Genomic DNA, 25415 nt, shown 5'->3' with positions numbered 1-25415 from the left:
AGGCAAAAATAAAGCAGGATGTTGCCTTGATGGTATTGGTTGTCTGGAGAAAAATGCAATCACATTTTTGCGGCCAGGCCGCCAGATACTCACAAAGGCAATGTCGATGAACAACTTTACCCTGCATACCCCGACCAAGATCCTGTTCGGCAAGGGCCAGGTCGCCCAGCTGCGTGAACAGCTGCCGCGCGATGCCCGCATCCTCATCACCTACGGTGGCGGCAGCGTGGTACGCAGCGGCCTGCTGGCCCAGATCCGCAGCGAGCTGGCCGGCATGACCCTGTTTGAATTCGGTGGCATCGAGCCCAACCCCACCTATGAAACCCTGATGGGAGCGGTCGAGCTGGCCCGCGCCGAACGGGTCGACTTCCTGCTGGCCGTCGGCGGCGGCTCCGTGCTCGACGGCACCAAGTTCATCGCCGCGGCCGCTCACTATGATCCGGCCCGGGATCCCTGGCACATCCTCGAGACCGTGGGCAACGAAGTGCGCTCCGCCATCCCGCTTGGCGCCGTGCTGACCCTGCCGGCCACCGGTTCCGAGATGAACATGGGCGCCGTGGTGACCCGTCGCAGCAGCGGCGACAAGGTGCACTTCTTCTCGCCGTTCGTGATGCCGCGCTTCGCCGTGCTCGATCCGGTGCTGACCTACACCCTACCGGCCCGTCAGGTGGCCAACGGGGTGGTGGATGCCTTCATCCACATTCTGGAGCAGTACCTCACCTATCCGGTCAACGCCAAGGTGCAGGATCGCTTCGCCGAAGGTTTGCTGCTGACCCTGCTGGAAGAGGGCCCCAAGGCGCTGGTGGAACCGGAAAACTACGAGGTGCGCGCCAACATCATGTGGAGCGCCACCCTGGCGCTGAACGGCCTGATCGGGGCCGGTGTACCGCAGGACTGGGCGACCCACATGCTGGGCCACGAGATCACCGCCTTGCACGGCCTCGACCACGCCCAGACCCTGGCAGTGGTGCTGCCGGCCCTGCTGCAGGCCAAGCGCCAGCAGAAACACGCCAAACTGCTGCAATACGCCGAGCGAGTGTGGGATCTGCGCAGCGGCAGTGAAGCGGAGCGCATCGATGGCGCCATCGCCGCCACCCGCGACTTCTTCGAGCGGATGGGGGTCAAGACCCGGCTGCGGGATTACGGCGTGGCGGACGCAGGAATTGATACCCTGCTCGGCAAGCTGGCAGAACACGGCATGACCGCCATCGGCGAGCACGGCGATATCGACCTGGTGCAGAGTCAGCATATTTATGAGGCGGCCTGGTAAGCGGGGCGCACTGGCCCGTCACCATCGAAACGATTAAATAGCAGGGGCCGGATCCGCTCATTTGGCGGGTAGCCGGCCCCTTGTCTGTTACAAAACAGTTACTTTTTTCGTTTTCGGCCCGATATCTGTGATCCGTGCGGATTTCGTAAGAACAAAAAGCGCTAAGATAGAGGGCCGGTAAAACATTTTTTTTGACTGGTTGGATCACTTTTTCCAGCGCTTTTTACTGGTATAAGTCGCTAATTTGGTTTGTTTTTTTAAATCATGGTCCGGGATGGGCTGAATTCTGTACGCGCCCCGCCGGGACTGCGGTTGTAATAAAACTCCAAAATTTGATACTAATCACCTTCGCGCCTGAAAAGCGGGGGCCTGGCCATGACAGGAGGTTGAGGTAAAGCCTACTGATTTTCATAACAAAGGGCCCGTGACCTGCACTTTGGTCATGTCTTGTTTCGCCAGAAATGCGACACTGGGCAGCGATTGTTTATTAACCATCAGGGAATAGTCATGCAGATTGGAATACCGAGAGAGAGTCTCGCCGGTGAGACCCGGGTCGCAGCGACCCCGGCCACCGTTGAGCAGCTGAAAAAGCTCGGCTTCGAGGTCGCCATCGAGGCCGGTGCCGGCCTGCTGGCCAGCTTCGATGATGCCGCCTTCGAGGCTGCCGGTGCCAGTGTGGTGCCGAGCGTCTGGCAAGCCGACCTCATCTTCAAGGTCAATGCGCCGACCGATGCCGAGATCGCACAAATTAAAGATGGTGCCACCCTGGTGAGCTTCATCTGGCCTGCCCAGAACCCTGAGCTGGTCAAGAAGCTGTCCGCGCGCAACATCAATGTGATGGCGATGGACATGGTGCCGCGGATCTCCCGTGCCCAGTCCCTCGATGCCCTCTCCTCCATGGCCAACATCGGTGGCTATCGCGCCGTGGTTGAGGCCGCGCACCAGTTTGGTCGCTTCTTCACCGGCCAAATCACCGCAGCCGGCAAGGTGCCGCCCGCCAAGGTACTGGTGATCGGTGCCGGCGTCGCCGGTCTGGCCGCCATCGGTACTGCCGGTTCCCTCGGTGCCATCGTGCGGGCGTTCGATACCCGTCTGGAAGTGGCCGAGCAGATCGAGTCCATGGGTGGCGAGTTCCTCAAGCTGGACTTCGGTGGCGAGGATGGCTCCTCCTCCGACGGTTACGCCAAGGTGATGAGCGAAGAGTTCATCGCGGCCGAGATGGCGCTGTTTGCCCAGCAAGCCAAGGAAGTGGACATCATCATCACTACCGCCCTGATCCCGGGCAAGCCGGCACCCAAGCTGATCACCAAAGAGATGGTGGACAGCATGAAGCCGGGCTCGGTGATCGTGGACATGGCTGCCCAGGCTGGCGGCAACTGCGAATACACGGTACCAGGTGAACTGCATGTCACCGGCAACGGCGTCAAGGTGATCGGTTACACCGATCTGCCGGGCCGCCTGCCTGCCCAATCCTCCCAGCTCTACGGTACCAACCTGGTCAACCTGATGAAGCTGATGTGCAAGGAGAAGGACGGCAACGTTGCCATCAACTTCGAAGACGTGGTGCAGCGCAACATGACGGTGATCCAGGCCGGTGAAGTGACCTTCCCGCCGCCCGCCATCTCGGTCTCTGCCGCCCCGCAAAAACCGGCTGCCGCCAAACCGGCCGCCAAGAAGGAAGCGGCCAAGCCCTCCAACAAGAAGTTCGTGTTCGGTGCCCTCGGCATCGCTGCCTTCGGTTGGGTTGCTGCCGTGGCGCCTGCGGCGTTCCTCTCCCACTTCACCGTATTCATCCTGGCCTGCGTGGTCGGTTACTACGTGGTGTGGAACGTCTCTCACGCCCTGCACACGCCGCTGATGTCGGTCACCAATGCCATCTCCGGCATTATCGTGGTCGGTGCCCTGCTGCAGATTGGGCAAGGGTCGACCCTGGTCACCGCATTGGCCTTCGTCGCCGTGCTGATTGCCAGTATCAACATCTTCGGTGGCTTCACCGTCACTCAGCGCATGCTGAAGATGTTCCGTAAGGATTAAGGGGGTTTAACGTGTCTCAAGGACTGGTAACAGCATCCTATATCGTTGCCGCCGTGCTCTTCATCCTCAGTCTCGCGGGACTGTCGAAGCAAGAGACGGCCAAGCATGGCAACCTGTTCGGTATCGCGGGGATGGCCATCGCCCTGCTCGCGACCGTGTTCAACCCGGAAACCAGTGGCGTGCACTGGATCATTCTGGCCATGGTGATCGGTGGTGCCATCGGCGTGCGTCTGGCGCTCAAGGTCGAGATGACCGAGATGCCCGAGCTGGTGGCCGTACTGCACAGCTTCGTCGGTATGGCGGCCGTGCTGGTGGGCTTCAACAGCTTCATCGACCTGCACCCCTCCGCACCTGCTGAAGTGGTCGTGTCTGTTGGCTCGAACCTGGATGCCACCCTGGCTGCCGCCCGTGCGGCGTTCGAGCAGGCGGCCAGCGTCGCCCAGGTCGAGCACCTCTCCGGCGCCATGCTGAACATCCACCTGGTCGAGATCTTCCTCGGCGTCTTCATCGGTGCGGTGACCTTCACCGGTTCCGTGGTGGCGTTCGGCAAGCTGCGTGGCCTCATCTCCTCCAAGCCGCTGATGCTGCCGCACCGCCACAAGCTGAACCTGCTGGCCGTGGTCGCTTCGCTGGCGCTGATGGTCTACTTCGTCAACGCGGGCGGTTCTACCTTCGCCTTGCTGGTGATGACCCTGATCGCCTTCGCCTTCGGCTGGCACCTGGTGGCCTCCATCGGTGGCGCCGACATGCCGGTAGTGGTCTCCATGCTGAACTCCTACTCCGGTTGGGCGGCGGCGGCGGCGGGCTTCATGCTCTCCAATGACCTGCTGATCGTGGTGGGTGCGCTGGTGGGTTCCTCCGGTGCGATCCTCTCTTACATCATGTGCAAGGCGATGAACCGCTCCTTCATCTCGGTGATCGCCGGTGGCTTCGGCTCCGACGGCGTGGCCTCCACGGCCGACCAGGAGATGGGCGAATACCGCGAAACCAGCGCTGAAGACGTGGCTGACCTGCTGAAGAACTCCAGCTCCGTCATCATCACCCCGGGCTACGGCATGGCGGTGGCACAGGCCCAGTATCCGGTGGCCGAGATCACCCAGAAGCTGCGTGATCGCGGCGTCAAGGTGCGCTTCGGTATCCACCCGGTGGCCGGTCGTCTGCCAGGCCACATGAACGTGCTGCTGGCGGAAGCGAAAGTCCCGTATGACATCGTGCTGGAAATGGACGAGATCAACGAAGACTTCAGCGATACCGATACCGTGCTGGTGATCGGTGCCAACGACACCGTCAACCCGGCCGCCATGGAAGATCCGGGCAGCCCCATCGCCGGCATGCCGGTGCTGGAAGTGTGGAAGGCGCAGAACGTCATCGGCTTCAAGCGCTCCATGAACACTGGCTATGCCGGTGTGCAGAACCCGCTGTTCTTCAAGGAGAACACCCAGATGCTGTTTGGCGATGCCAAGGCCAGCGTCGAGGCTATCCTGAAAGCGCTGTAAGCGCCGGAGAGGAAAGCAAAAAAGGAGGCTCCGGCCTCCTTTTTTATTACTCACTTTTTGGTATATCCTCAGCCAATACACAGAGGAGATCACTGCATGGTGTGGCGTAAAGGATGGATCCTGCTTTGCCTCTGGTGGGGGTGGGCGGCACAGGCGAGCGAGCCACCGACCCTGACCCTGCTGACCGAGCTGTGGCCGCCCTATGTGATGCGGCTCGATGACGGCAGCCTGGGCGGTGCCGATCTGGAGCTGGCCCGCACCGTGCTCAAGCGGATGGGTTACCGGACCACGGTCAAGGTACTGCCCTGGAAGCGGGTGCTGCAGGAGGCGAGGTTCCAGCGCGGTGATGCCATCGTCGATGCCTTCTTCGAAGAGCGCCGGCTGGAGTGGTTGCACTATCCGGATGAACCCCTCTCCCAGAGTGGAGAAGTGCTCTTCTTCCCGTTCGCCAGACCCGTCGACTTCCAGGGGCTGGCCAGCCTCAAAGGGCTGCGTATCGGTACCCAGGCCGACTACGCCTATGGCGAGGAGTTCCTCACCTCGGCCCTGTTTACCCGGGTGGCCATGACCGGGGAGAGCAACATGATCAAGCAGTTGCACCTGATGATGGCGGGGCGGCTCGATGGGGTCGTGATGAACCAGATGGTGGGCCGTTACCTGCTCAAGGGGCAGGGGCTGCAGGATCAGGTCGGTCACAGCGAAAAACTGGTGAGCGAGAGCAACCGTAATTTTCTCGCCTTTACCCACAGGCCTGGCAACGAACGGCTGGCTTATCAGTTCTCCCTCGCCCTCAAGGCCTTCAAGCAGACCCCCGAATATCAATCCCTGTTGACCCGTTACGGGCTCTGACGCCTCCCGCTGCCGGCTGAACCAGGTCGGCAGCGACCTGCCGTGCGCTTGTTCACATTTTGTGGCACTTCACCGCCAGTTGGGCATAATGCCTGCGCAAAAAGCGAATCAGCTCAAATTTATTTGAGTCCTATTGCTTTAGAGTTACCAAAAGTTGATCGGATTGCCCAACGACTCAGGCGGCCCCGATCATCGGCTCGGCCCTCGACCGGCTGCAGCCGACCCGGCATCTCCCGCCATACTGGTTATATGTCGCTCCGCCATTGTGGAGCGGACAGCACAATGACAAGCCCGCATCGGGCACCGTGAACATGAGACACATCGCAATGAAAGCACAATGGACCGACTTTATTACCCTGCTCAAGCGTGAAGTGGTGCCGGCCCTTGGCTGCACCGAGCCCATGTCGGTGGCGCTGGCGGCGGCCAACTGCCGCAAGCTGCTGGGGCAGGTGCCGACTCGCGTCAGCGTCTGGGTCAGCGGGAATCTGTTCAAGAACGGCATGGGGGTCGGCGTGCCGGGTACCGGCATGATAGGTCTGCCGGTGGCGGCCGCCGTCGGCATCACCGGCGGCAACCCGGATGCCGGGCTGGAGGTGCTCAAGACTCTCACGCCGGAGCAGGTCGACGCCGCCAAGGCCCTGCTGCCCGCCATCAAGGTGGATGTGAAGGACGTGCCGGACGTGCTCTACGCCGAGGTGCTGGCAGAGGTGGAGGGGCACAGCGCCCGGGTGGTGATCTGTACCGATCATACCCGCATCATCCTGATGGAGCGTGACGGCGAGGTGCTGATGGCGCAGGACAGCGCCCCCGGCGTGCAGATCCAGGCCGCCCCTTCCAGCAAGCCAGCCATGACCCTGCGCGAGATTGTCGAGTTCGCCCTGCAGGTACCGCTGGCCGAGATCGACTTCATCCGCGAGGCGGCCACCATGAACCAGGCGCTGGCAGATGAAGGGTTGCAGGGGTATGGCCTGCGCATCGGCAAGATCCTCACCGAGCAGGTGGAGCGAAAGCTGCTCTCCGATGACCTGATGACCCTGGCCATGCGCTTGTCGTCCGCCGCCTCCGATGCGCGGATGGATGGCGCCATGCTGCCCGCCATGTCCAACTCGGGCTCCGGCAACCAGGGCATTGCCGCCACCATGCCGGTGGTGGCGGCCGCCCGCTTCCTCCAGGCGAGCGACGAGCAGCTGACCCGGGCGCTGGTGATGAGCCACCTGGTGGCCATCTACATCAAGACCTACCAGAACAAGCTGTCGGCCCTCTGTGCCGCCAGCACCGCCGCCATGGGGGCGGGGGCCGCCATCACCTGGCTGCTGGGCGGCCAGTTCGAGCAAATTAGTCACTGCATCAACAACATGATCGGCGACGTTTCCGGTATCATCTGCGACGGCGCGGGCAGCGCCTGTTCCATGAAGGTCTCTACCTCCACCTCGGCGGCGGTCAAATCGTCGCTGATGGCCATCAACAACCTGCACGTGCCCCAGAGCGAAGGCATCGTCTCCGACGATGTGGATCAGACCATCGCCAACCTGGGTCGCCTCTCCAAACAGGGGATGCTGGATACCGATATCGAGATCATCAACATCATGCGGGCCAAGCAACAAGGCAAGGCCGAGTGATGCAAGAGGGTGGCGCAGGCCACCCTCCGTTTTTCTGCCTGTTGACGCCACCCCGGCCACACCGGGGGGCGGGCCGCCACGATGCGGCGCGTTTCAGGGGAGAGTGCGCACTGGGCACTCGCCCGTACACCTCGGGCCCGGCCCGATCATTTGGGGAATATCGTCATGACTCTTAGCGTTATAGGTAATCTGGCCATCCTGGTCATGTTGCTGCTGTTTCTCTATCGGTTGCAGCAAACCCACGTCAGCTTCACCCGCCGGGTCTTCTCGGGGCTGGGGCTGGGCATCCTGTTCGGTGCCGCCCTGCAGCTGCTCTACGGCGCCGGCTCCGACGTGCTGGTACAGACCGGCGACTACCTGGACATCGTCGGCAGCGGCTACGTGAAGCTGCTGCAGATGATCATCACGCCGCTCATCATGGTCTCCATCATCGGCGCCATTCTCAAGCTCAACGGCGGCACCGCGCTCGGCAAGATCAGCGCCATGACCATAGGCGTGCTGATCTTCACCACCATGATTGCCGCCGGGGCGGGCATCCTGATGTCCAACCTGTTCGGCCTGACCGCCGAGGGGCTCACCGCCGGCGCCGCCGAGACCGCCCGTGGCGCGGCCCTGCAGACCACTCTCGGCAGCGTCGAGAGCATGTCCTTTGCCAAGATGGTGCTGGAGTTCATCCCGGCCAACCCCTTCCTCGACATGACGGGCGCGCGCAAGACCTCCACCATCGCCGTGGTGATCTTCTCCATCTTCATCGGTTTGTCGGCCACCGGTATCGCCCGCAAGAAGCCGGAGATCTTCGCGAGCTTCGGCCACTTCATGCAGGTTGCCCACGTCATCGTGATGCGGATGGTGACCCTGGTGCTGCGCCTCACCCCCTACGGCGTGCTGGCGCTGATGACCAAGGTGGTGTCGGGCTCCAACTATGCCGACATCCTCAATCTGCTCAGCTTCGTGATGGCTTCCTACGGCGCCATCGCCATCATGTTTGCGGTGCACCTGCTGCTGGTGAGCCTGGTAGGCATCAACCCGGCTCGCTTCCTGAAGAAGATCATGCCGGTGCTGGCCTTTGCCTTCACCTCCCGTACCAGTGCGGGCTCCATCCCGATGAACGTGCAGACCCAGACCAAGGCGCTCGGCATTCCCGAGGGGATCGCCAACTTCGCCGCCTCGTTCGGTTCGACCATCGGCCAGAACGGCTGCGCCGGCATCTATCCGGCCATGCTGGCGGTGATGATAGCCCCGACTGTGGGGGTCAACCCCATGGATCCCGGCTTCATCATGACCCTGATCGCCATCATCACAGTCAGCTCCTTCGGGGTGGCCGGCATTGGTGGCGGTGCCACCTTCGCCGCCTTGATCGTGCTCTCCGCGCTGGACTTCCCGGTGGCACTGGCCGGTTTGCTCATCTCCATCGAGCCGCTGATCGACATGGGCCGTACTGCGCTGAACGTCTCCGGCTCCATCACCGCGGGCACGGTCACCAGCCGTCTGCTGGGGGAGACCGACATGGCGGTGTTCAACAGCGAGCACGAGGTGTGTCTGGACGGCGAAGAGTCCACCATCTGATCCGTCTGTCCGGGGGAGTTGACCCTGCCCCGGCGAGCAAACAAGAGAGAGCGGGGAGGGCATGCCCTCCCCGTTGCATGGAAAGGAGCGAGTATGAGAATCGTGATCATCGGTGGCGAAGCCGCCGGCATGAGTGCGGCGGCCAAGGCGCGCCGGCTGGCCAAAGAGGCCGAGATAGTGGTGTATGAGGCATCCGAGGTGATCTCCTTTGGTGCCTGCGGTCTGCCCTACTTCGTTGGCGACGAGTTTCAGGAGCCCGGCTACATGGCCGAGTTCACCCCGGCGCAGTTCGCCGCCAAGGGGATCGAGGTCAAGACCGGCCACCGGGTGCTGGGCCTGGATGCCGCCGCGCAGACGCTGACAGTGGAGCACAAGGGCGATACCTTCACCGATCGCTACGATCGGCTGATGATCGCCACTGGCGCCCGCGAAGTGATGCCCCCCATCCCCGGCCTGCAGCAGGAGGGGGTATTCGGTCTGCGCCGGATGGCCGACGGGTTGGCGCTGAAGGCCGCCGTGCAGGACAAGGCCAACAGCCGTGCCCTGGTGATCGGCTCCGGCTTTATCGGGCTGGAGGTGGTGGAGGCGCTGGTGCATCAGGGTAAAGAGGTGCGTCTGATCGAGCTGGCGGAGCGGGTCATCCCCGACGCGTTTGATGGCGAGATCACCCAGCATATCGAGACCGAACTGCGCGAGCAGGGGGTCTCTCTCCATCTTGGCGAGCGAGTTGAAGCCCTGCTGGGGGAGGGCCGGGTGACCGGCGTGCGTACCAGCCATGGCGAGTACGAGGCCGACATCGTGGTGGTCTGCACCGGGGTCAAACCCAACACCGAGTTTCTGGCCGATACCGGCATCGAGCGGCTTGGTAATGGCGCCATCAAGGTGGACCAGCAGGGGCGCAGTTCGCTGGCCAACGTCTGGTCGGCCGGTGACTGTGCCAGCGTCTGGCACGCCGTGAAGCAGCAGCAGGTCTATGTGCCGCTCGCCACCATCGCCAACAAGCTGGGGCGCATGGTGGGTGAGAACCTGGCCGGTGCCGAGCAGGAGTTCCCGGGCACCCTCGGCTCTGCCGCACTCAAGGTGCTGGGGCTGGAGGCGGGCCGTACCGGCCTCTCCGAGCAGGAGGCCAAGGTGGTGGGCATCGACTATCGCACCGTGGTGATCAAGGACAAGTGCCATACCAACTACTGCCCGGGCCAGTCCGACATTCACGTCAAGCTGGTCTACGAGGCGGGCAGCAAGCGGCTGCTGGGGGGCCAGATCCTCGGTCGCAAGGGGGCGGTACACCGCATCGACGCGCTGGCGGTTGCCATCACCATGGGGGTGACCACCGAGCAGCTCGGTATGTTGGACTTTGCCTATGCGCCGCCCTTCTCCCGCACCTGGGATGTGCTCAACGTGGCGGGCAACGTCGCCAAGTAATGCACGGCATGACGGCGTAGTTCATGTTCGCCGTCTCCCCTCATACCGCCGGCACGGAGTGGAAGGGGGCTGATGGTTATGCCGTCCATGAAAAGCGCCCATAAAAAAACCGGAGCCAGTGGCTCCGGTTTTTCATTGCATTGCTGCGAGTCAGCCGCGGCCGAGACGATTGTCCGGGTAGTTCTTGGCCAGCACTTCGCGGGCGTGCTGGGCCAGGGTCGGCATCTTCAGGCTGTCGTAGGAGTTGATCATGATCTCCAGCGCTTTTTCGGTTTCGGCCGTGTCGGGATAGGTCTCGACGATCAGCTTGGCGCGGTTGGCGGCGGCGATCAGCGCATCACGCTTCACGTAGTACTCGGCCACGCTCAGATCGTAACGGGCAAGCCGGTTCTTCAGACCGATCATGCGGGCACGGGCATCGGCGGCATAGACGCTGTTGGGGTAGTTCTGCAACAGGGTCTTGAAATCCTGGAAGGCCTGGCGGGCATAGGAGGGGTCTTTGTCGTCCCGATTGATGCCCAGGAAGTCCTGGAAGAAGTTGTAATCGCCGGCCATGTTGGTCAGACCGCGCATGTAGAATACGTAGTCGATATTTTTATGCGCCGGATTGAGGCGGATAAAACGGTCGATATTGGCGATCGCCTGGGCGGTATCATCCTGCTTGTAGTAGGCGTAAATGAGGTCGAGCTGAACCTGGTTGGAGTAGGCGCCGAAAGGATAGCGCGAGTCCAAAGCTTCCAGTAACTCGATAGCATTCAGGTAGTTACCGGCATCCAGCTTGAGGCGTGCTTTCTGGTACAGGGTCTCCGGCGGTTCGTCCGGTACCTTGGGTTTGGTGCTGGAACAGCCTGTGATCAAGGTAGCGACCAAGGCGAGCGACATCAGCAGGTGAGACTTCTTTCCCATCAACAACATCCGGTCCATTTCCACGAAATTGGCAAAGTATCCGTTATGCTTGGCTAAAAGAAAAGCTAGAATACCCGGATTATTTCGAATTGATACCCCCCGCTCAAGAGACCATACATGAGCCAGCATATTGAACTGACAGGCGAATTCCAGGATCACCAATTCGGGCAGCGACTCGACCAGGCCCTGGCCGAATTGTTTCCAGACTACTCCCGCACCCGCATCAAGGAGTGGATTTTACAGGACAGAGTGACCCTGGATGGTCAGGTTGCCAATACCCCGCGCGAGAAAGTGCTGGCCGGGCAGAAGGTACATGTGGATGTCGAGCTGGCGGATGATACCCGTTGGGATGCCCAGAACATTGAGCTCAACATCGTCTATGAAGATGAACACATTCTGGTGATCGACAAGCCGGCCGGTCTGGTGGTCCACCCGGGCGCCGGCACGCCGGATGGCACCATTCTCAACGCCCTGTTGCACCGCTATCCCGCCATCGCCGAGGTGCCCCGCGCCGGTATCGTGCACCGTCTGGATAAAGACACCACGGGTCTGATGGTGGTCGCCAAGACCATCCCGGCCCAGACCCACCTGGTGGAGGCGCTGCAAGCGCGCCAGATCACCCGTGAGTACGAAGCCATTGCCATCGGTCACATGACCGCAGGCGGTACCGTCGATGCCCCCATCGGCCGTCACCCGACCCAGCGTACCCACATGGCCGTGGTGCCCAATGGGCGCGAGTCCGTCACCCACTACCGGGTGCACGAGAAATTCCGTGGCCACACCCGTCTGCGGCTGCGACTGGAAACCGGTCGTACCCACCAGATCCGCGTCCACATGGCCCACATCAAGCACCCGCTGGTGGGGGATCCCGCTTACGGTGGCCGTTTGCGTCTGCTGCGCAACGCCACCCCCGAGCTGACCGAGGCCCTGCGTGGCTTCCATCGCCAGGCACTGCATGCCACCATGCTGAAGCTGGCGCACCCCATCACGGGTGAAGTGATGGAATGGCACTCCCCCACGCCGCAAGACATGCTGGACCTGATGGAAGTACTGCGGGCGGATACCCTGGCCAATCCGGACGATTTAGTCTGGAATTGATGAGCTGATGGAAGTGCTGCACACCAAGATCACCCAGGCCAATCCGGATGATCTGGTCTGGAACTGATGAAGAGGGCGGCTCTGCGACGATTCCTGCCGTAACCCGCCCTGCATGACCTGATATGGGGCCCCTTGACTGGTTGCAGCCAAGGGGCCCCGTTTTATATGAAGGAAAGGAGCCACAGATGAAATGGATCGAACCCGACTGGCCGGCACCGGCCAAGGTCAGCGCCCTGTCGACCACCCGTGACGGCGGTATCAGCGAGGGGGTCTTTGCCGGCCTCAACCTGGGGGCCCACGTGGGGGACGAGCCGGCACGGGTCGAGGCCAATCGGACCCGGCTGCGGCAGGCGGCGGGGATCCCCGGCACTCTCAACTGGCTCAATCAGGTGCACGGTACCGTGGTGCATCCCGTCAGCCGCGACTATGGCTGTGCGTCGGATGCGGATGCCGCCTGCGCCCGTGAGGCGGGTCAGGCCTGCATCGTGATGACCGCCGACTGCTTGCCGGTGCTGTTCTGCGATCGGGCCGGTACCGTGGTGGCCGCTGCTCACGCCGGCTGGCGCGGGCTGCAGGGTGGCGTGCTGGAGGCGAGTATTGCCGCCATGGGCTGCGAGCCGGGCGAGGTCCTGGCCTGGCTGGGTCCGGCCATCGGTCCCACTGCATTTGAAGTGGGTGGCGAGGTGCGCGAGGCCTTTATGGCCGAGCAGGCCGAGGCGATGGCTGCGTTCGTCCCTTCGCCCAACGAAGGGAAATGGCTGGCGGATATCTACCAGCTGGCCCGGCTACGCCTCGCCCGCGCCGGTGTCACCGCCGTTTACGGCGGTGAGTTCTGCACCTTCTGTGACAGCGAGCGCTTCTACTCCTATCGCAGGGACGGCCAGACCGGCCGCATGGCTTCGATAATCTGGTTGGCGCCCTGACGACGCTCTCCGCCCTGCATCTTGCCGGGCGGGGATCCTGCCTGCTTCCTGCTTTGCAGAAAAAATAACCAGCCTCGCCCCTTGAAATAGTCCGTACGGGCCTCATCTTTCATCTCAGAAAGTTATGTTGTTTGCCGCGCAAGCGGCGTCTGTCTTGAAAGGGGGAGTGCAATGCGCCTCGATCGCCTGACCAGCAAATTCCAGATTGCTATTTCCGATGCCCAGTCTTTGGCACTGGGTCGTGATCACCAATTCATCGAACCCGTTCACCTGATGACCGCCCTGGTCAATCAGGATGGCGGCTCCATCCGTCCGCTGCTCACCCTGACCGGGATGGACATCAATTCTCTGCGCTCGCGCCTCGGCGAGGAGCTGGATCGTCTGCCGCGTGTCAGCGGCGTGGAAGGGGACGTGCAGCTCTCCAACGGCCTCGGCCGGCTGCTCAACGTCTGCGACAAGCTGGCTCAGCAGCGCAAGGATCAGTTCATCTCATCCGAACTGTTCGTGCTGGCGGCCCTCGACGAGAAGGGGACGCTGGGCGAGCTGCTGCGTGCCCAGGGGCTGACCAAGGAGAAACTGGAAGCGGCCATCGACAAGGTGCGTGGCGGCAAGAAGGTAGAAGATGCCAACGCCGAGGAGAATCGCCAGGCGCTGGAGAAATACACCATCGATCTGACCGAGCGGGCCGAACTCGGCAAGCTCGACCCGGTGATCGGCCGGGATGACGAGATCCGCCGCACCATCCAGGTGCTGCAACGCCGTACCAAGAACAACCCGGTGCTGATCGGTGCTCCCGGTGTCGGCAAGACCGCCATCGTCGAAGGGCTGGCCCAGCGCATCATCAATGGCGAGGTGCCGGAGGGGCTGAAGAACAAGCGGGTGCTGTCGCTCGACATGGGGGCGCTGGTGGCCGGTGCCAAGTATCGCGGCGAGTTCGAAGAGCGGCTCAAGGCCGTGCTGAACGATCTGGCCAAGGAGGAGGGCAACGTCATCCTCTTCATCGACGAGTTGCACACCATGGTTGGCGCCGGCAAGGGTGAAGGCGCCATGGATGCGGGCAACATGCTCAAACCGGCGCTGGCCCGTGGCGACCTGCACTGCGTCGGTGCTACCACCCTGGACGAGTACCGTCAGTACATCGAAAAGGATGCCGCCCTTGAGCGCCGTTTCCAGAAGGTGCTGGTGGAGGAGCCGAGCGTGGAGGACACCATTGCCATCCTGCGCGGCTTGAAGGAGCGTTACGAGCTGCACCACCATGTGCAGATCACCGACCCCGCCATCGTGGCGGCGGCCCAGCTGTCGCACCGCTACATCGCGGATCGCCAGCTGCCGGACAAGGCCATCGACCTCATCGACGAGGCGGCGGCCAGCATCCGGTTGCAGATCGACTCCAAGCCCGAGTCCCTCGACCGGCTCGAGCGGCGCATCATCCAGCTCAAGCTGGAGCAGCAGGCGCTGATGAAGGAGGATGACGACGCCAGCCGCAAACGGCTCGAGCTGATCAATCAGGAAATCAGCGAAAAAGATCGCGAATACAACGAGCTGGATGAGGTGTGGAAGGCCGAGAAGGCCGCCCTCGCCGGCACCCAGCACATCAAGGCGGCCCTCGAGCAGGCCCGTCAGGATCTTGACGTGGCGCGCCGCGCAGGCGACCTGGGCCGGATGTCCGAGCTGCAATACGGCCGCATTCCGGAGCTGGAGAAACAGCTGGATCTCGCCACCCAGGCCGAGATGCAGGAGACCAGCCTGCTACGCAACCGGGTCACCGACGTGGAGATCGCCGACGTCTTGGCCCGCTGGACCGGCATTCCTGTGGCCCGCATGCTGGAAGGGGAGCGCGACAAGCTGCTGCGGATGGAAGATCAGCTGCACAGCCGGGTGATTGGCCAGGAGGAGGCGGTCGAGGCGGTTTCCAACGCCATTCGCCGCTCCCGCGCCGGGCTGTCCGATCCGAACCGCCCCATCGGCTCCTTCCTGTTCCTGGGGCCCACCGGGGTGGGCAAGACCGAGCTGTGCAAGGCGCTGGCCGAGTTCCTGTTCGATACCCAGGACGCCATGGTGCGGATCGATATGTCGGAGTTCATGGAGAAACACAGCGTGGCCCGTCTGGTGGGGGCGCCTCCCGGATACGTGGGTTACGAGGAGGGCGGTTATCTGACCGAGGCGGTACGCCGTCGCCCCTACTCGGTGATCCTGCTGGATGAAGTGGAGAAGGCACACCCGGACGTGTTCAACATCCTGCTGCAGGTGCTGGACGATGGCCGTCTGACCGATGGTCAGGGTCGTACCGTCGATTTTCGCAACTCGGTGGTGATCATGACCTCCAACCTCGGGTCGGATCTCATTCAGGAGCACCACTCCGAGAAGGATTACGACGAGATGAAGGGCATGCTGATGGAGGTGCTGACTCGCAGCTTCCGGCCGGAGTTCATCAACCGGATCGACGAGACCGTGGTGTTCCACCCACTCGGCGAGGAGCACATCAAGTCCATCGCCCGCATCCAGCTCAAGAGCCTGATGGGTCGTCTCGAGGCCCAGGGTTACGAGGTGGAGGTGAGCGAAGCGCTGCTCGAGAAGCTGGTGCACGCCGGGTTCGATCCCGTCTACGGGGCGCGTCCCCTCAAGCGGGCGATCCAGCACAAGGTGGAGAACCCGCTGGCGCAGGCGCTGCTCTCCGGCCGCATCGTGCCGGGCAAAAAGCTGGTGCTGGGGGCCGACAGCAATGGCCTCACCATGACCCAGTAACGGGATTGTCGATGAAAAACGCAGGCCTCGTGCCTGCGTTTTGTTTTCTGAGGGATTGAGATGCTGAAGTTTTCCGTGTTGGTGGATGACGACGTTCATCTGCCTGACTGTCTGCCCGAGCGAGGGTTGGCACTGCTGCTGGAGTGTGACGGCCTCAGGGTGCTGTTTGACAGCGGCCGTGGCCGGGCGCTGCGCCACAACGCCGCCGTGATGGGGATCGATCTCGCCTCTCTCACCCATGTGGTGCTCTCCCACGGTCATTACGACCATGTGGGCGGGGTCGGCTCGCTGCCCGTTTATCCAAGACCCATCCCGCTTATCGCCTGTCCGGATGTGTTCTGCGAGCGGGGCTACTTCCTGTCGCTACCCTTCTGGCGGCGCAACCTCTATCGCCTGTCGGGGGAGCTGGCTCGGGAGTCGCTGCCGGCCAGAGGCTTGCTCCCCCACTGCTCGGCCGAGCCGGTGTGGCTCTCGGATCGTCTGGTGTTCCTCGGCAGCATTGTGCGACGCGACCGGGCTGCGCCTTCGCTGCTCGGCTACATAGTGCGGGGTGGGCGGGTGGAGAAAGACCTCATCAGCGACGACTCGGCGCTGGCCTACAAGAGCGAGCAGGGGCTCATCGTCTTTATCGGCTGCGGTCACGCCGGGGTCGAGAACATCATCGAGTGGGCCAAGGAGGTGTGTGGTGACGAGCGGATCCACGCCGTCATCGGCGGCCTGCACCTGAAGTTTTCCGGCCCAGAGCGGGCGGTGGCGCTCGGTGCCTACCTGCAGGAAGAGGCGGTGGATCAGTTGTTTGCCTGCCACTGTACCGGCAGCAGAAAGGCGGGGTTGCCGCGCCAGCGCCAGATCGGGGCGGGTTTTGAGCACAGTTTTTCGGCGTAAAAAAAACGGCAATCCGAAGATTGCCGGGAGGAATGTAGTGAAGCGACCTGACGTGGGTTGAGCGGGTCGCAGGGGCAAGCCCCCGATTGCGAAGCGCGGCCACTGCTGGCCTCGCCTCTTACAGCCTGCCGGGGATGCGCTCGCTCAACCCCGACGGCCACCTGCCTGTTGTCCTGCCGGCGGCGATGACGCCGGCATGGCTTTCATTTGTTACAGCATGCCTTGCACGGCGGCTTTCATCTCGGCCGGCCAGACGCCGACCTGGACCTGGCCGATGTGCTCTTTTTGCAGCAGCAGCATGGCCAGACGGGATTGGCCGATGCCGCCGCCGATGGTTTGCGGCATCCGTGCGGCCAGCAGATCCTGGTGCCAGTCGTACTGCAGGCGATCCTCGTCGCCGGTGATAGCCAGCTGACGGCGCAGCGCCTCGGCGTCGACCCGGATCCCCATGGAGGAGATCTCGAAACTGTCCTGCAGCACCGGGTTCCACACCAGGATGTCACCGTTCAGGCCGGCCAGTCCCAGCTCGCTGTGGCTGCTCCAGTCGTCGTAGTCCGGGGCACGCACGTCGTGGCGCTCACCGTGGGAGAGGGCACCGCCGATGCCGATCAGGAACACGGCTCCCAGCTCCTTGGCGATGGCCCGCTCGCGCCCCTTGGCATCGAGGTCCGGGTAGCGGGTCAGCAGCTCTTCGCTGTGCAGGAACTGGATCTCGGCTGGCAGGAAGGGGGTCAGCTCGTGCTCGGCACAGACCGCGCGCTCGGTGGCCTTGATGGCAGCCCAGATGCCGCGCACGGTTTCCTGCAGGTAGGCCAGATCGCGGCGCTCGCTCGGCATCACCTTCTCCCAGTCCCACTGATCCACGTAGACGGAGTGGATGGGGGTGAGGCGATCCTCGTCCGGACGCAGCGCCTTCATGTGGGTGTAGATGCCTTCGCCCGGGCCGAAACCGAAGCGACCCAGGGTCTGGCGCTTCCATTTGGCCAGTGAATGGACCACTTCGTAGCTGTGCTCAGGCAGGGTCTTCACCTTGACCTGCACTGCATTCTCGTGGCCAGAGAGGTTGTCTTGAGTGCCATCACCGACCCGGCTCAGGATGGGGGCTTGCACCTCCATCAGACCCAGCTGCTGGGCGAGTTGGCGGGAGAACATCTCTTTGACGAAGCTGATCTGTTGCTGGCTGCGAATGTAGTGCTGTTTCATGCTGAATACCTGTCTTGAACCCGTTGGATGTGAGGATTCTTCAACAGATTGCCAACTAAATTCAATATTCGATAATAGAAATAGGCTTTGTGTATTTTTTTCTTCAAAATACACCGGTAATTAATGATGAATCATCAAAGGGAGTGCAAAAAAGTGCCGGAAAATTATCGGATCGATAATCTCGATCAGGCCATCCTCACCGCCCTGATGGAGAATGCGCGCATTCCCTATGCCGAGCTTGCCAAACAACTGCTGGTCAGTCCGGGCACCATCCATGTGCGGGTGGAGAAGATGAAGCAGGCGGGCATCATCGAGGGAACTCGGGTGCAGGTGAACCCCAAGAAGCTGGGCTACGACGTCTGCTGCTTCATCGGCATCAATCTGAAGAGCGCCAAGGATTACCCCTCGGCGCTGGCCAAGCTGCAGGCGCTGGACGAGGTGGTGGAGGCCTACTACACCACCGGCCACTACAGCATCTTCATGAAGGTGATGACCCGCTCCATCGACGAGTTGCAGACCGTGCTGATCCACAAGATCCAGACCATCGACGAGATCCAGTCCACCGAGACGTTAATCTCGCTGCAAAACCCGATCTTGCGGGATGTGAAGCCTTAAGGACTGAGGGACGCGGGAGTTCCATTTCACATGCGAAACCCTGATTTCACTGCATAGCCCGATCTTGCGAGGCGTGCAGCCCTGACGGTCGGGCTCAGGGCTCGATATAGGGGATGCCGTAGTGGTCGTAGATGGCCTTGAGCCGGCCGTCGCGCTTCATTCGCAGCAGTTCGGCGTCGTAGGCCGCCATCAGGGCCGGGGTAGTGGCATCGGCCCTGGCCTTGGTCCAGACGGTGTAGTAAGGGCTGGCCTTGAGCGGTTTGGGCAGGTAATCGAGTTTGCCCTCCAGCCCCTCCTCCTTGATCTGGGCGAAGGCGGTGACCAGTGGCATGGGCACTACATCGATGCGCCCGGCGATCAGCTTGCGCAGTTGCAGCTGGTTGATGGGGATCTCCTGGAAGTGATAGGCCGGGTCGGCGAGGGCGGCGGTCAGCTCCGGGGTATAGGAGAAATCCTTGGTGATGCCGATGCGCCAGGGTTTGAGGTCCGCCAGCGTGTCGTAGCGGATCTTCAGCAGGTCAGCCTTGCGCACGAAGAAGTGCCAGCTGTGGCGCAGGTGGGCCTGCTGCGGGTAGAGCAGATAGCGCTCCCGCTCCGGCTTGTAGGAGTGGGTCATCACCAGGTCGTACACCCCGGTTTCGGCGTTGCGGGTCAGCCGGGCGCCAGAGTCGGTCAGCTCGATGCGGATGGGAATGCGCAGCTTGCCGAAGATGGTGCTGACCACGTCCACATCCAGACCATGGGGAACGCCCTGTGCATCCAGATACTTCAGCGGCGGCTCCAGAGTGCCACCGATGATCAACTCTTTGGCCTGCAGCCAGAGGGGGAACAACAGGCAGAGCAGAATGAATCTTCGCAAACCACATCTCCTGCACGGAATAGGGAATCGCTCGCGGGCATAATTCAAGTATATTGGCCCCTACCTGCAACAGAGGCGACCGCCGATGGCAAACCCTGAAATAGAAAGCGAGCTGGACGGCATCGACAGAGTGTCGGTCTGCCTCTATCGCCTTGGCTTGAGTCTGGCAGCCTTGCTGCTGCTGTGTCGAGGGGCAAGCCTGCTGCTCGGGCAGGATTTTTTGGCGCCGGCCAGCTGGCTGGTGGCGCTGGCCGTGGCCAGCGGGGTATGCGGGTTATGCCTGCATGTCTATGACAAGCGCATTCGCTTTGTGCTGCAGGGGTTGGGCTGGGGCGCCCTGCTGCTCAGTGCGATCGGGGCGCCGGATGTGCTGGTGCTGGGGGCGGCGTTGGCCACCCTGGCGGGGCTGGCCTTCAAGGAGCAGTTCTGCTTCGCCATTCCGGGGATCAGGGCGGTCCCTCTGTTGCTGCCCCTGTTGTGGCTGCTGGAGTTGGCCGGCATCGGCTGGGCCGCCGCCCTGGTGGCGCTGGTGTGCGGGTTGCTGCTCTGCCTGCTCTCCCTGGCCAAGTGGCGCATGCCGCTGCACTTCGATATCGGCGACAAGGGGCGCTACCAGATTTAGGTGGGCAGGCAGCCCTTCATCTGGGCGTTGAGGGCCTGCATGACCTGCCGGCGGCTGATGATGCCGACTACCCGGTTCCCCTCCAGTACCGGATAGACCTTGGGTCTGGCCTCGGTCATCTGGCGGGCCAGGTCCAGTATGCTGTCATCGGGGCTGACCGAGAGCGGTGTCCGGCTCATCAGATCCTCGACCCGGGTGCGGGTGTCGCAGTGATAGCTGCCGGTGAGCAGGCTCGGGATGCAATCCTGCTCGGAGAGAAAACCGATCAGCCGCTGCTGCGGGTCCAGCACCGGCAGGCCGCTCAGACCTGAGTCATGCAGCCGGTCCAGCGCCTCGGCCAGGCCGAGTTGCGGGGTGAGAGAGTGGTTCGAACGGCTCATGTGATCGCGGATCTGTAACATGGAAGTGGCTCCGTAAGGTGGCAATGGCGCCACTATGCCCGCCGGGTGACGGCCACGGCCAATGGCTTGTGCCGTGGGGATCGATAGGTATCCCCCGGCCGGACAATCAAGGAGAGGGTATGCGTGCATTGGTGACGGGGTGTGGCCGCCGGCTTGGTTTCTATCTGTGCGAACAGCTGGTGGCGGCGGGTTGGCAGGTGACGGGCAGCTATCGCAGCGAGCGGCCTGAGCTGGCGCGGCTGCGGGCGCTGGGGGTCGAGCTGGTGCAGGCGGATTTCGCGCGTGAGGAGGAGGTCGGCAAGCTGATCGAGGCGCTGGCGGTTCATCAGGATCTGGCGCTGGTGATCCACAACGCCTCGGCGTTTGAGCCGCAGGCGGCGGATCCGGCGGCGCAGCTGGCCCAGTTTGAGCAGTTCTACCGGGTGCACATGGCGGCCCCCTTCCAGCTAAACCGCGCGCTGGCTCCCCAGCTGGCGCGCAACGCCAATGCCGGCATCATCCATATCACCGACATCTACATCCATGCGCCGGCACCCCAGTTTGCCAGCTATGTGGCCACCAAGGCGGGGGCCCACTCGTTGGCCATGAGCTTTGCCCGCGAGCTGGCACCCGCCGTCCGGGTCAATACCATAGAGCCGGGCCCCATCCTGTTTCTCGACGAACATGGCGATGCGTGGCGCCAGCAGGTGCTGGCGAAGACGCCGTTGGCGCGGGAAGGGGGGCTGGAGCCCATCTGGCAGGCGGTTCAGCTGTTGATGCAGAACAACTACATGACCGGGGCCAGCATCCGGGTGGATGGCGGCCGCAGTCTGGCCGTCATCTAGGGGTCAGCGCAGGAGCGCGGCCGGGGTCGCCATCTCCTGCTGCAGGGCGATGGGGGCGAGGCCGACCTGGCGCTCCTCGATCACCTTGCCCGCCATCAAGCGGGTGTGCAGCGGCAGGGTCACCTTGCGATCATGCACCTGGCCACGGCCATAGAGCTCCGCCAGCAGCTCGTCGAGATAGGCGTCGACCCGGGCGGTGGAGAAGTCATCGCTCTGGCTGCTGGCCAGGATGTCGATGTCCAGCGGCCGGTCCAGCACCTTGCAGCGCGGATCGCTGCGATCCCGGCCGTGGGCCAGCTCCATGGCGACGAAGTGTGCCTTGAGCTGGTGCGGTGTCAGCTCGCTCTCGGTGACGAACAGGCAGTTGAGGAAATCATGGCTGGAGTGCATCCCGACCGGCTTGGTCTGGATCACCGAGCTCAGCTGCAGGCGGCCAAAGTGAACGAGCAGCTCGCCGACCGCCTGACTGACGTGCTGATGGGGGTCAAGATTCGATCCAATGCTACACAGATAGAACATGTCACCGGTCCTTGGATGGGGCTCATCTGAAATTCATACACAGCTCACGGTTATCGGGTTAACTATGCATTAACATCGGTTTGTCTGTTGTGATCAGGCTCTATCATCTTGGCAAGAAAGGAGGTTTGCATGAGCGTGGAACTGAAATGGGCACTGCTGACCGCATCTGGCGCGTTGGCCATGATCCTGATTATCTGTGTGGCATCCGTCGGTCTGGCGTGATGCCCAAGCTGCAGCATGAACCGGCCCCCTGGCCGGTTTTGCTTTTTGGGGGAGTGCAGATATGCTGACCCACCCCTGCTGAATTGAGATAGTCCAAGATGACCAAGGTACGCCCACGCTCCCTGCTGCAAGTGGTATTGATGGGGTTCGTTCTGGTGTTGATGCCTCTGGGCGGCATGATCTGGCACGACAGCCAGTCCCTCGAACACCTCAGCCAGTTGACCAGCGACGAGCTGGAACGGGCGGTGCGCGACACCCGTCGAGCGACGCTGCTGACCACCCAAGCCATTGATCTTGAACGTACTCTTCGTCGCTATGCGGTGCTGGGGGATGAGCGCATCCTGGCCAGTTATCAGCAGCAACTGGCGAGTTATCGCAGCCTGCTGGCCGCTCACCAGAGTTCCATCCCGGATGCCGAGGCTTACACGGGGCTCGAGCAGGCGCTCGTCTGGCTCGACAGCCTGCAGGACCTAGCCCGCGCCAAGGCCGAGTCAAACAGCCCCAAATTTGATGAATTTAATCAGGTTAATCAGCAGCTTGAGATTATCACCCGCAGCCAGGTAGACGAGCATGTCAGCCGGGTGCGGGCGACCATCGCTGCCCTGATGACGGAGATCTGGTGGGTCAGCGGTTTCGTAGCGGTGCTCAGCCTGCTGCTGGTGCTGCTGTTTACCTATCTGATCATCCACCCGGTGCGTCAGATTGAGTCGCGGATCTTGAGTCTGGGTGCCGGTGTGGAACCGGACAAACGCCCGGTGGATGGGCCGGCCGAACTGGTATTGCTGGGGGAGCGGATCGTCTGGCTGCACGATAAATTGAAGGAGCTGGAGCAGCAGAAATACCAGTTCCTGCGCCACGTTTCCCACGAGCTGAAGACCCCGCTGGCGGTGCTGCGGGAAGGCGCGGATCTGCTCTCCGAGCAGCTTGTAGGGCCGCTCACCCCGGATCAGCAGGAGATCTGCCAGATGCTGGAGGAGAACAGCCGCCGGCTGCAGACCCTGATCGAACGGCTGCTCGACTTCAACCGGCTCAGCCAGCAGGAAGTGTTCACCCTGACCCCGGTGGCGCTGGCGCCCCTGCTGTCAGAATTGTCTGCAGAGTACCGGCTGGCGCTGGAATCCAAACAAATCAGTGTACACTTGCCGACCGATCCGATCACCCTGCAGGCCGAGCCATATCGCTTGCGGCTGATCCTCGATAATCTGTTCTCCAATGCGGTCAGCTACGGCGCCAGCGGCGGGCAGATCTGGATCCGTGCCGGGCAGGATGGCAACGGCAGCTGGCTGGAGGTGGCCAACGAAGGGCCCGCGATTCCGCTGGCCGAGCGGGAGCGGATCTTCGAGCCCTTCGAGCAGGGCAGTATTGTGCGCCAGGGGCTGCTGAAAGGCTCCGGAATGGGGCTTTCCATCGCCCGGGAATCGGCGATGAGCCTTGGCGGAGAGTTGGTATTGGTTGAAGATGAACAGGCGGATGTCTGTTTCCGGTTGACGTTGAAGTGAAGCCCAAGATGAAACAATGTGTTGTTCCGGTATTGATGATGAGCCTGCTCACAGGCTGTTCCCTGCTGCCAGCGCGTGACCCGGCGGCGTCGCCGGATCTCGCCCTCGCCAAACGGATGGAGTTTGCCAACAAGGAGATGCAGGTGCGCCTGCAATACTCGGACTGGCTGCTGGCCAGCCATGCCCAGCAGCGGGCCCAGGAGCGTCAGCGTCTGAAGGGGGCGACCGATATCGAGAGCCGGGTCAGCCTGGCCATGGTCAACACCCACCCGTCCGAGTCGGTGGCCAGCCGGCGGGCCGGTCTGGACAAGCTCAAGAGCCTGCTGCCGGAGCTGGGGCTGGATGCCCAGGCCTTCCTGCGCAGCTGGATAGCCCTCGGCGAGGAGCTGCTGGCCCGCGACAGCCGGCGCGATGATCAGAGTCAGGAGGTGCAGCGTCTGCGCCGCCAGATCGAGCAACTCTCCGCCATCGATGATCAACTCAATCAGCGCAGGCTGAACGGCAATGGCGAGGCGCTGAAATGAGTCGCATCCTGCTGGTCGATGACGATGCCAGCCTGCTCAAGCTGATGAGCATGCGCCTGCGCAGCCAGGGCTATGAGGTGGATACCGCCGACAGTGCCGAAGGGGCGCTGGACCGGCTGCGCCAGCAACGGGCCGATCTGGTGCTGAGCGATCTGCGCATGGCCGGCATGGACGGGCTGGCGCTGTTCGAGCGGATCCAGTCCCAGTGGCTGGGGCTGCCGGTCATCATCATGACCGCCCACGGCACCATTCCCGATGCCATTCAGGCCACCCGCTCCGGGGTGTTCAGCTTTCTCACCAAGCCCATCGACAAGGATGAGCTGTTCGCCACCATAGAACATGCGTTGAGCCTGACGCGCCCAAAGCAGCGACAGGATTGGCAATCGCTGATCCTGACCCGCAACCCGCAGATGGAGCAGTTGCTGATCCAGGCTGGCAGCATCGCCGCCATGGAGGTGCCCGTGCTGATCATGGGCCCTTCCGGTTCCGGCAAGGGCGTCATGACCCAGGCGTTGCACCAGGCCAGCAGCCGGCGTGACAAGCCGCTGCATGTCATCAACTGTGCCGCCCTGCCGTGGGCGGCGCTGGATCTGCAGCTGTTTGGCGAGGATGGCCAGTCCGGCCTGTTTGAGCAGGCCAAGGGAGCGACCCTGTTTCTCGACGAGATAGGGGACCTGTCGGAATCGCTGCAGGCCAAGCTGCTGCAGGTGCTGCAGGAGTACGGCCAGGGCACGCCCGAGGTGCGGGTCATCAGCTCCAGCCATCAGGATCTGGTGGCGGCGATGGAGGAGGGGCGCTTTCGGGAGGATCTCTTCTATCGGCTCAACGTGGCCAACATCACCTTGCCCCCCCTCAGCGCCCGCAGCGAAGACATTCCGCTGCTGGCCAGGCAGGCGCTGGATGATTATCGCAGCCGCCATGGCGATTGCGCCGCCCTCGGCTTTTCGCCGGAGGCGCTGGCCCTGCTGGCGGCGGCGGGTTGGCCCGGCAACGTGCGCCAGCTCTGCAGCGTGGTGGAGCAGCTGGCCAGCCTCTGCTGCAGCCCGGTGATCGGCGCCGCCATGGTGGAGTCTGCCCTGAGCGGCGGCAGTGGCGGCATCCCCTCCTTCAACGAGGCGCGGGCCGAGTTCGAGAAGGAGTATCTGATCCGGCTGCTGCGCACCACCGAGGGCAATGTCACCCTGGCGGCCAACATGGCGGGCAGAAACCGCACCGATTTCTACAAGCTGTTGAATCGGCACGGCATCGAAGCCGCGAACTTCAAGTCGAAGGGATAAATGACAGAGGGGCGGCCCGTCGATGACGGACCGCCCC

Annotated in this window: 23 protein-coding genes; 18 read left to right on the top strand and 5 right to left on the bottom strand. The window is 62.6% G+C overall.

The features are described 5' to 3' along the window. Positions 1 to 106: 106 nt before the first annotated feature. From yqhD to ACB032_RS15625, 7 genes are all read left to right on the top strand, one after another. Positions 107 to 1270 (top strand): alcohol dehydrogenase, encoded by a 1164-nt coding sequence (yqhD, locus tag ACB032_RS15655; RefSeq protein ID WP_026080327.1) that lies wholly within the window; start codon positions 107 to 109, stop codon positions 1268 to 1270. A 507-nt stretch (positions 1271 to 1777) separates the two neighbouring features. Then, positions 1778 to 3304, top strand: a complete 1527-nt coding sequence (gene pntA / locus ACB032_RS15650; protein ID WP_011707743.1) for a Re/Si-specific NAD(P)(+) transhydrogenase subunit alpha — start codon at positions 1778 to 1780, stop codon at positions 3302 to 3304. 11 nt (positions 3305 to 3315) lie between these two features. Then, on the top strand, positions 3316 to 4800 hold the full coding sequence (gene pntB / locus ACB032_RS15645) for a Re/Si-specific NAD(P)(+) transhydrogenase subunit beta (protein WP_011707742.1): 1485 nt from the start codon (positions 3316 to 3318) through the stop codon (positions 4798 to 4800). Between the two features lie 96 nt (positions 4801 to 4896). Beyond that, complete coding sequence (locus ACB032_RS15640; protein WP_024945181.1) at positions 4897 to 5649, top strand: ABC transporter substrate-binding protein; 753 nt, start codon at positions 4897 to 4899, stop codon at positions 5647 to 5649. 311 nt (positions 5650 to 5960) lie between these two features. Continuing rightward, positions 5961 to 7268 carry a serine dehydratase subunit alpha family protein gene (locus ACB032_RS15635; protein WP_270814131.1) on the top strand — a complete coding sequence of 436 codons (1308 nt, stop codon included), beginning with the start codon at positions 5961 to 5963 and terminating at the stop codon, positions 7266 to 7268. Positions 7269 to 7433: 165 nt separating this feature from the next. Continuing rightward, positions 7434 to 8834 (top strand): L-cystine transporter, encoded by a 1401-nt coding sequence (locus ACB032_RS15630; RefSeq protein ID WP_029304921.1) that lies wholly within the window; start codon positions 7434 to 7436, stop codon positions 8832 to 8834. Between the two features lie 93 nt (positions 8835 to 8927). Continuing rightward, the gene (locus tag ACB032_RS15625) at positions 8928 to 10256 is read left to right on the top strand and encodes a CoA-disulfide reductase (protein ID WP_371138272.1); all 1329 of its coding nucleotides are present in this window, start codon (positions 8928 to 8930) and stop codon (positions 10254 to 10256) included. A 150-nt stretch (positions 10257 to 10406) separates the two neighbouring features. Here ACB032_RS15625 and ACB032_RS15620 read toward each other — a convergent pair whose 3' ends face one another. Continuing rightward, entirely contained in the window at positions 10407 to 11162 is a 756-nt protein-coding gene (locus ACB032_RS15620; protein WP_017409782.1) for an outer membrane protein assembly factor BamD, read from the bottom strand. A gap of 117 nt (positions 11163 to 11279) precedes the next feature. On the opposite strand from ACB032_RS15620, the gene rluD reads away from it, so the two are divergent. The 4 genes from rluD (at position 11280) to ACB032_RS15600 (ending at position 16813) form a co-directional block, all read left to right on the top strand. After that, positions 11280 to 12260, top strand: coding sequence for a 23S rRNA pseudouridine(1911/1915/1917) synthase RluD (rluD, locus tag ACB032_RS15615; RefSeq protein WP_011707736.1), 981 nt, complete (start codon positions 11280 to 11282; stop codon positions 12258 to 12260). A gap of 185 nt (positions 12261 to 12445) precedes the next feature. Beyond that, on the top strand, positions 12446 to 13183 hold the full coding sequence (gene pgeF, locus ACB032_RS15610; protein ID WP_219281853.1) for a peptidoglycan editing factor PgeF: 738 nt from the start codon (positions 12446 to 12448) through the stop codon (positions 13181 to 13183). A 171-nt stretch (positions 13184 to 13354) separates the two neighbouring features. Beyond that, entirely contained in the window at positions 13355 to 15928 is a 2574-nt protein-coding gene (gene clpB, locus ACB032_RS15605) for an ATP-dependent chaperone ClpB (RefSeq protein WP_371138271.1), read from the top strand. 60 nt (positions 15929 to 15988) lie between these two features. Beyond that, complete coding sequence (locus ACB032_RS15600) at positions 15989 to 16813, top strand: MBL fold metallo-hydrolase (protein ID WP_371138270.1); 825 nt, start codon at positions 15989 to 15991, stop codon at positions 16811 to 16813. A 210-nt stretch (positions 16814 to 17023) separates the two neighbouring features. Here the strand turns inward: ACB032_RS15600 and asnA are convergent, their stop codons facing one another. Continuing rightward, a complete protein-coding gene (asnA, locus tag ACB032_RS15595) occupies positions 17024 to 18016 on the bottom strand; it encodes an aspartate--ammonia ligase (RefSeq protein WP_016352287.1) in 993 nt (330 codons plus the stop codon). Between the two features lie 153 nt (positions 18017 to 18169). Here asnA and asnC point away from each other — a divergent pair, with 153 nt between their 5' ends. Then, positions 18170 to 18631, top strand: coding sequence for a transcriptional regulator AsnC (asnC, locus tag ACB032_RS15590; protein ID WP_011707730.1), 462 nt, complete (start codon positions 18170 to 18172; stop codon positions 18629 to 18631). A 94-nt stretch (positions 18632 to 18725) separates the two neighbouring features. On the opposite strand, the gene ACB032_RS15585 is transcribed toward asnC, so the two are convergent. Further along, positions 18726 to 19490: an ABC transporter substrate-binding protein gene (locus tag ACB032_RS15585; RefSeq protein ID WP_049045920.1), complete on the bottom strand. Its 765-nt coding sequence runs from the start codon at positions 19488 to 19490 to the stop codon at positions 18726 to 18728. Between the two features lie 85 nt (positions 19491 to 19575). Between ACB032_RS15585 and ACB032_RS15580 the strand changes: the two genes are divergently transcribed. Next, entirely contained in the window at positions 19576 to 20112 is a 537-nt protein-coding gene (locus tag ACB032_RS15580; RefSeq protein WP_244089672.1) for a DUF2301 domain-containing membrane protein, read from the top strand. Here ACB032_RS15580 and ACB032_RS15575 read toward each other — a convergent pair. Next, positions 20109 to 20513, bottom strand: coding sequence for a CBS domain-containing protein (locus ACB032_RS15575; RefSeq protein ID WP_017409789.1), 405 nt, complete (start codon positions 20511 to 20513; stop codon positions 20109 to 20111). The two genes, ACB032_RS15580 and ACB032_RS15575, sit on opposite strands and share 4 nt — an antisense overlap. A gap of 119 nt (positions 20514 to 20632) precedes the next feature. Between ACB032_RS15575 and ACB032_RS15570 the strand changes: the two genes are divergently transcribed. Continuing rightward, positions 20633 to 21337 (top strand): SDR family oxidoreductase, encoded by a 705-nt coding sequence (locus tag ACB032_RS15570; protein WP_371138269.1) that lies wholly within the window; start codon positions 20633 to 20635, stop codon positions 21335 to 21337. Positions 21338 to 21340: 3 nt separating this feature from the next. On the opposite strand, the gene ACB032_RS15565 is transcribed toward ACB032_RS15570, so the two are convergent. Next, positions 21341 to 21856 carry a 2-amino-4-hydroxy-6-hydroxymethyldihydropteridine diphosphokinase gene (locus ACB032_RS15565; RefSeq protein WP_371138268.1) on the bottom strand — a complete coding sequence of 172 codons (516 nt, stop codon included), beginning with the start codon at positions 21854 to 21856 and terminating at the stop codon, positions 21341 to 21343. A 129-nt stretch (positions 21857 to 21985) separates the two neighbouring features. Between ACB032_RS15565 and ACB032_RS15560 the strand changes: the two genes are divergently transcribed. The 4 genes from ACB032_RS15560 to ACB032_RS15545 all read left to right on the top strand — a co-directional run bounded on the left by ACB032_RS15560 (position 21986) and on the right by ACB032_RS15545 (position 25378). Continuing rightward, positions 21986 to 22078, top strand: coding sequence for a YnhF family membrane protein (locus ACB032_RS15560; protein ID WP_017409791.1), 93 nt, complete (start codon positions 21986 to 21988; stop codon positions 22076 to 22078). A gap of 98 nt (positions 22079 to 22176) precedes the next feature. Further along, positions 22177 to 23577 carry a HAMP domain-containing sensor histidine kinase gene (locus tag ACB032_RS15555; RefSeq protein WP_029304911.1) on the top strand — a complete coding sequence of 467 codons (1401 nt, stop codon included), beginning with the start codon at positions 22177 to 22179 and terminating at the stop codon, positions 23575 to 23577. An 8-nt stretch (positions 23578 to 23585) separates the two neighbouring features. Next, positions 23586 to 24101: a hypothetical protein gene (locus tag ACB032_RS15550; protein ID WP_270814113.1), complete on the top strand. Its 516-nt coding sequence runs from the start codon at positions 23586 to 23588 to the stop codon at positions 24099 to 24101. After that, entirely contained in the window at positions 24098 to 25378 is a 1281-nt protein-coding gene (locus tag ACB032_RS15545) for a sigma 54-interacting transcriptional regulator (protein ID WP_011707722.1), read from the top strand. The genes ACB032_RS15550 and ACB032_RS15545 overlap by 4 nt, the downstream gene beginning before the upstream one ends. The last annotated feature ends 37 nt before the right edge of the window (positions 25379 to 25415 follow it).

It is taken from the genome of Aeromonas sp. S5(2024), assembly GCF_041403025.1.
GTDB lineage: Bacteria > Pseudomonadota > Gammaproteobacteria > Enterobacterales > Aeromonadaceae > Aeromonas > Aeromonas hydrophila.
This window is presented reverse-complemented; position numbering and strand designations above follow the sequence as displayed.

What these genes read in the sequence shown, in the direction of transcription:
- yqhD (WP_026080327.1), top strand. Translation starts at nt 107, where the DNA reads ATGAACAACTTTACCCTGCATACCCCGACCAAGATCCTGTTCGGCAAG.
- pntA (WP_011707743.1), top strand. Translation starts at nt 1,778, where the DNA reads ATGCAGATTGGAATACCGAGAGAGAGTCTCGCCGGTGAGACCCGGGTC.
- ACB032_RS15640 (WP_024945181.1), top strand. Translation starts at nt 4,897, where the DNA reads ATGGTGTGGCGTAAAGGATGGATCCTGCTTTGCCTCTGGTGGGGGTGG.
- ACB032_RS15635 (WP_270814131.1), top strand. Translation starts at nt 5,961, where the DNA reads ATGAGACACATCGCAATGAAAGCACAATGGACCGACTTTATTACCCTG.
- ACB032_RS15630 (WP_029304921.1), top strand. Translation starts at nt 7,434, where the DNA reads ATGACTCTTAGCGTTATAGGTAATCTGGCCATCCTGGTCATGTTGCTG.
- ACB032_RS15625 (WP_371138272.1), top strand. Translation starts at nt 8,928, where the DNA reads ATGAGAATCGTGATCATCGGTGGCGAAGCCGCCGGCATGAGTGCGGCG.
- ACB032_RS15620 (WP_017409782.1), bottom strand. Translation starts at nt 11,162, where the DNA reads ATGGGAAAGAAGTCTCACCTGCTGATGTCGCTCGCCTTGGTCGCTACC.
- rluD (WP_011707736.1), top strand. Translation starts at nt 11,280, where the DNA reads ATGAGCCAGCATATTGAACTGACAGGCGAATTCCAGGATCACCAATTC.
- pgeF (WP_219281853.1), top strand. Translation starts at nt 12,446, where the DNA reads ATGAAATGGATCGAACCCGACTGGCCGGCACCGGCCAAGGTCAGCGCC.
- clpB (WP_371138271.1), top strand. Translation starts at nt 13,355, where the DNA reads ATGCGCCTCGATCGCCTGACCAGCAAATTCCAGATTGCTATTTCCGAT.
- ACB032_RS15600 (WP_371138270.1), top strand. Translation starts at nt 15,989, where the DNA reads ATGCTGAAGTTTTCCGTGTTGGTGGATGACGACGTTCATCTGCCTGAC.
- asnA (WP_016352287.1), bottom strand. Translation starts at nt 18,016, where the DNA reads ATGAAACAGCACTACATTCGCAGCCAGCAACAGATCAGCTTCGTCAAA.
- ACB032_RS15580 (WP_244089672.1), top strand. Translation starts at nt 19,576, where the DNA reads ATGGCAAACCCTGAAATAGAAAGCGAGCTGGACGGCATCGACAGAGTG.
- ACB032_RS15575 (WP_017409789.1), bottom strand. Translation starts at nt 20,513, where the DNA reads ATGTTACAGATCCGCGATCACATGAGCCGTTCGAACCACTCTCTCACC.
- ACB032_RS15570 (WP_371138269.1), top strand. Translation starts at nt 20,633, where the DNA reads ATGCGTGCATTGGTGACGGGGTGTGGCCGCCGGCTTGGTTTCTATCTG.
- ACB032_RS15565 (WP_371138268.1), bottom strand. Translation starts at nt 21,856, where the DNA reads ATGTTCTATCTGTGTAGCATTGGATCGAATCTTGACCCCCATCAGCAC.
- ACB032_RS15560 (WP_017409791.1), top strand. Translation starts at nt 21,986, where the DNA reads ATGAGCGTGGAACTGAAATGGGCACTGCTGACCGCATCTGGCGCGTTG.
- ACB032_RS15555 (WP_029304911.1), top strand. Translation starts at nt 22,177, where the DNA reads ATGACCAAGGTACGCCCACGCTCCCTGCTGCAAGTGGTATTGATGGGG.
- ACB032_RS15550 (WP_270814113.1), top strand. Translation starts at nt 23,586, where the DNA reads ATGAAACAATGTGTTGTTCCGGTATTGATGATGAGCCTGCTCACAGGC.
- ACB032_RS15545 (WP_011707722.1), top strand. Translation starts at nt 24,098, where the DNA reads ATGAGTCGCATCCTGCTGGTCGATGACGATGCCAGCCTGCTCAAGCTG.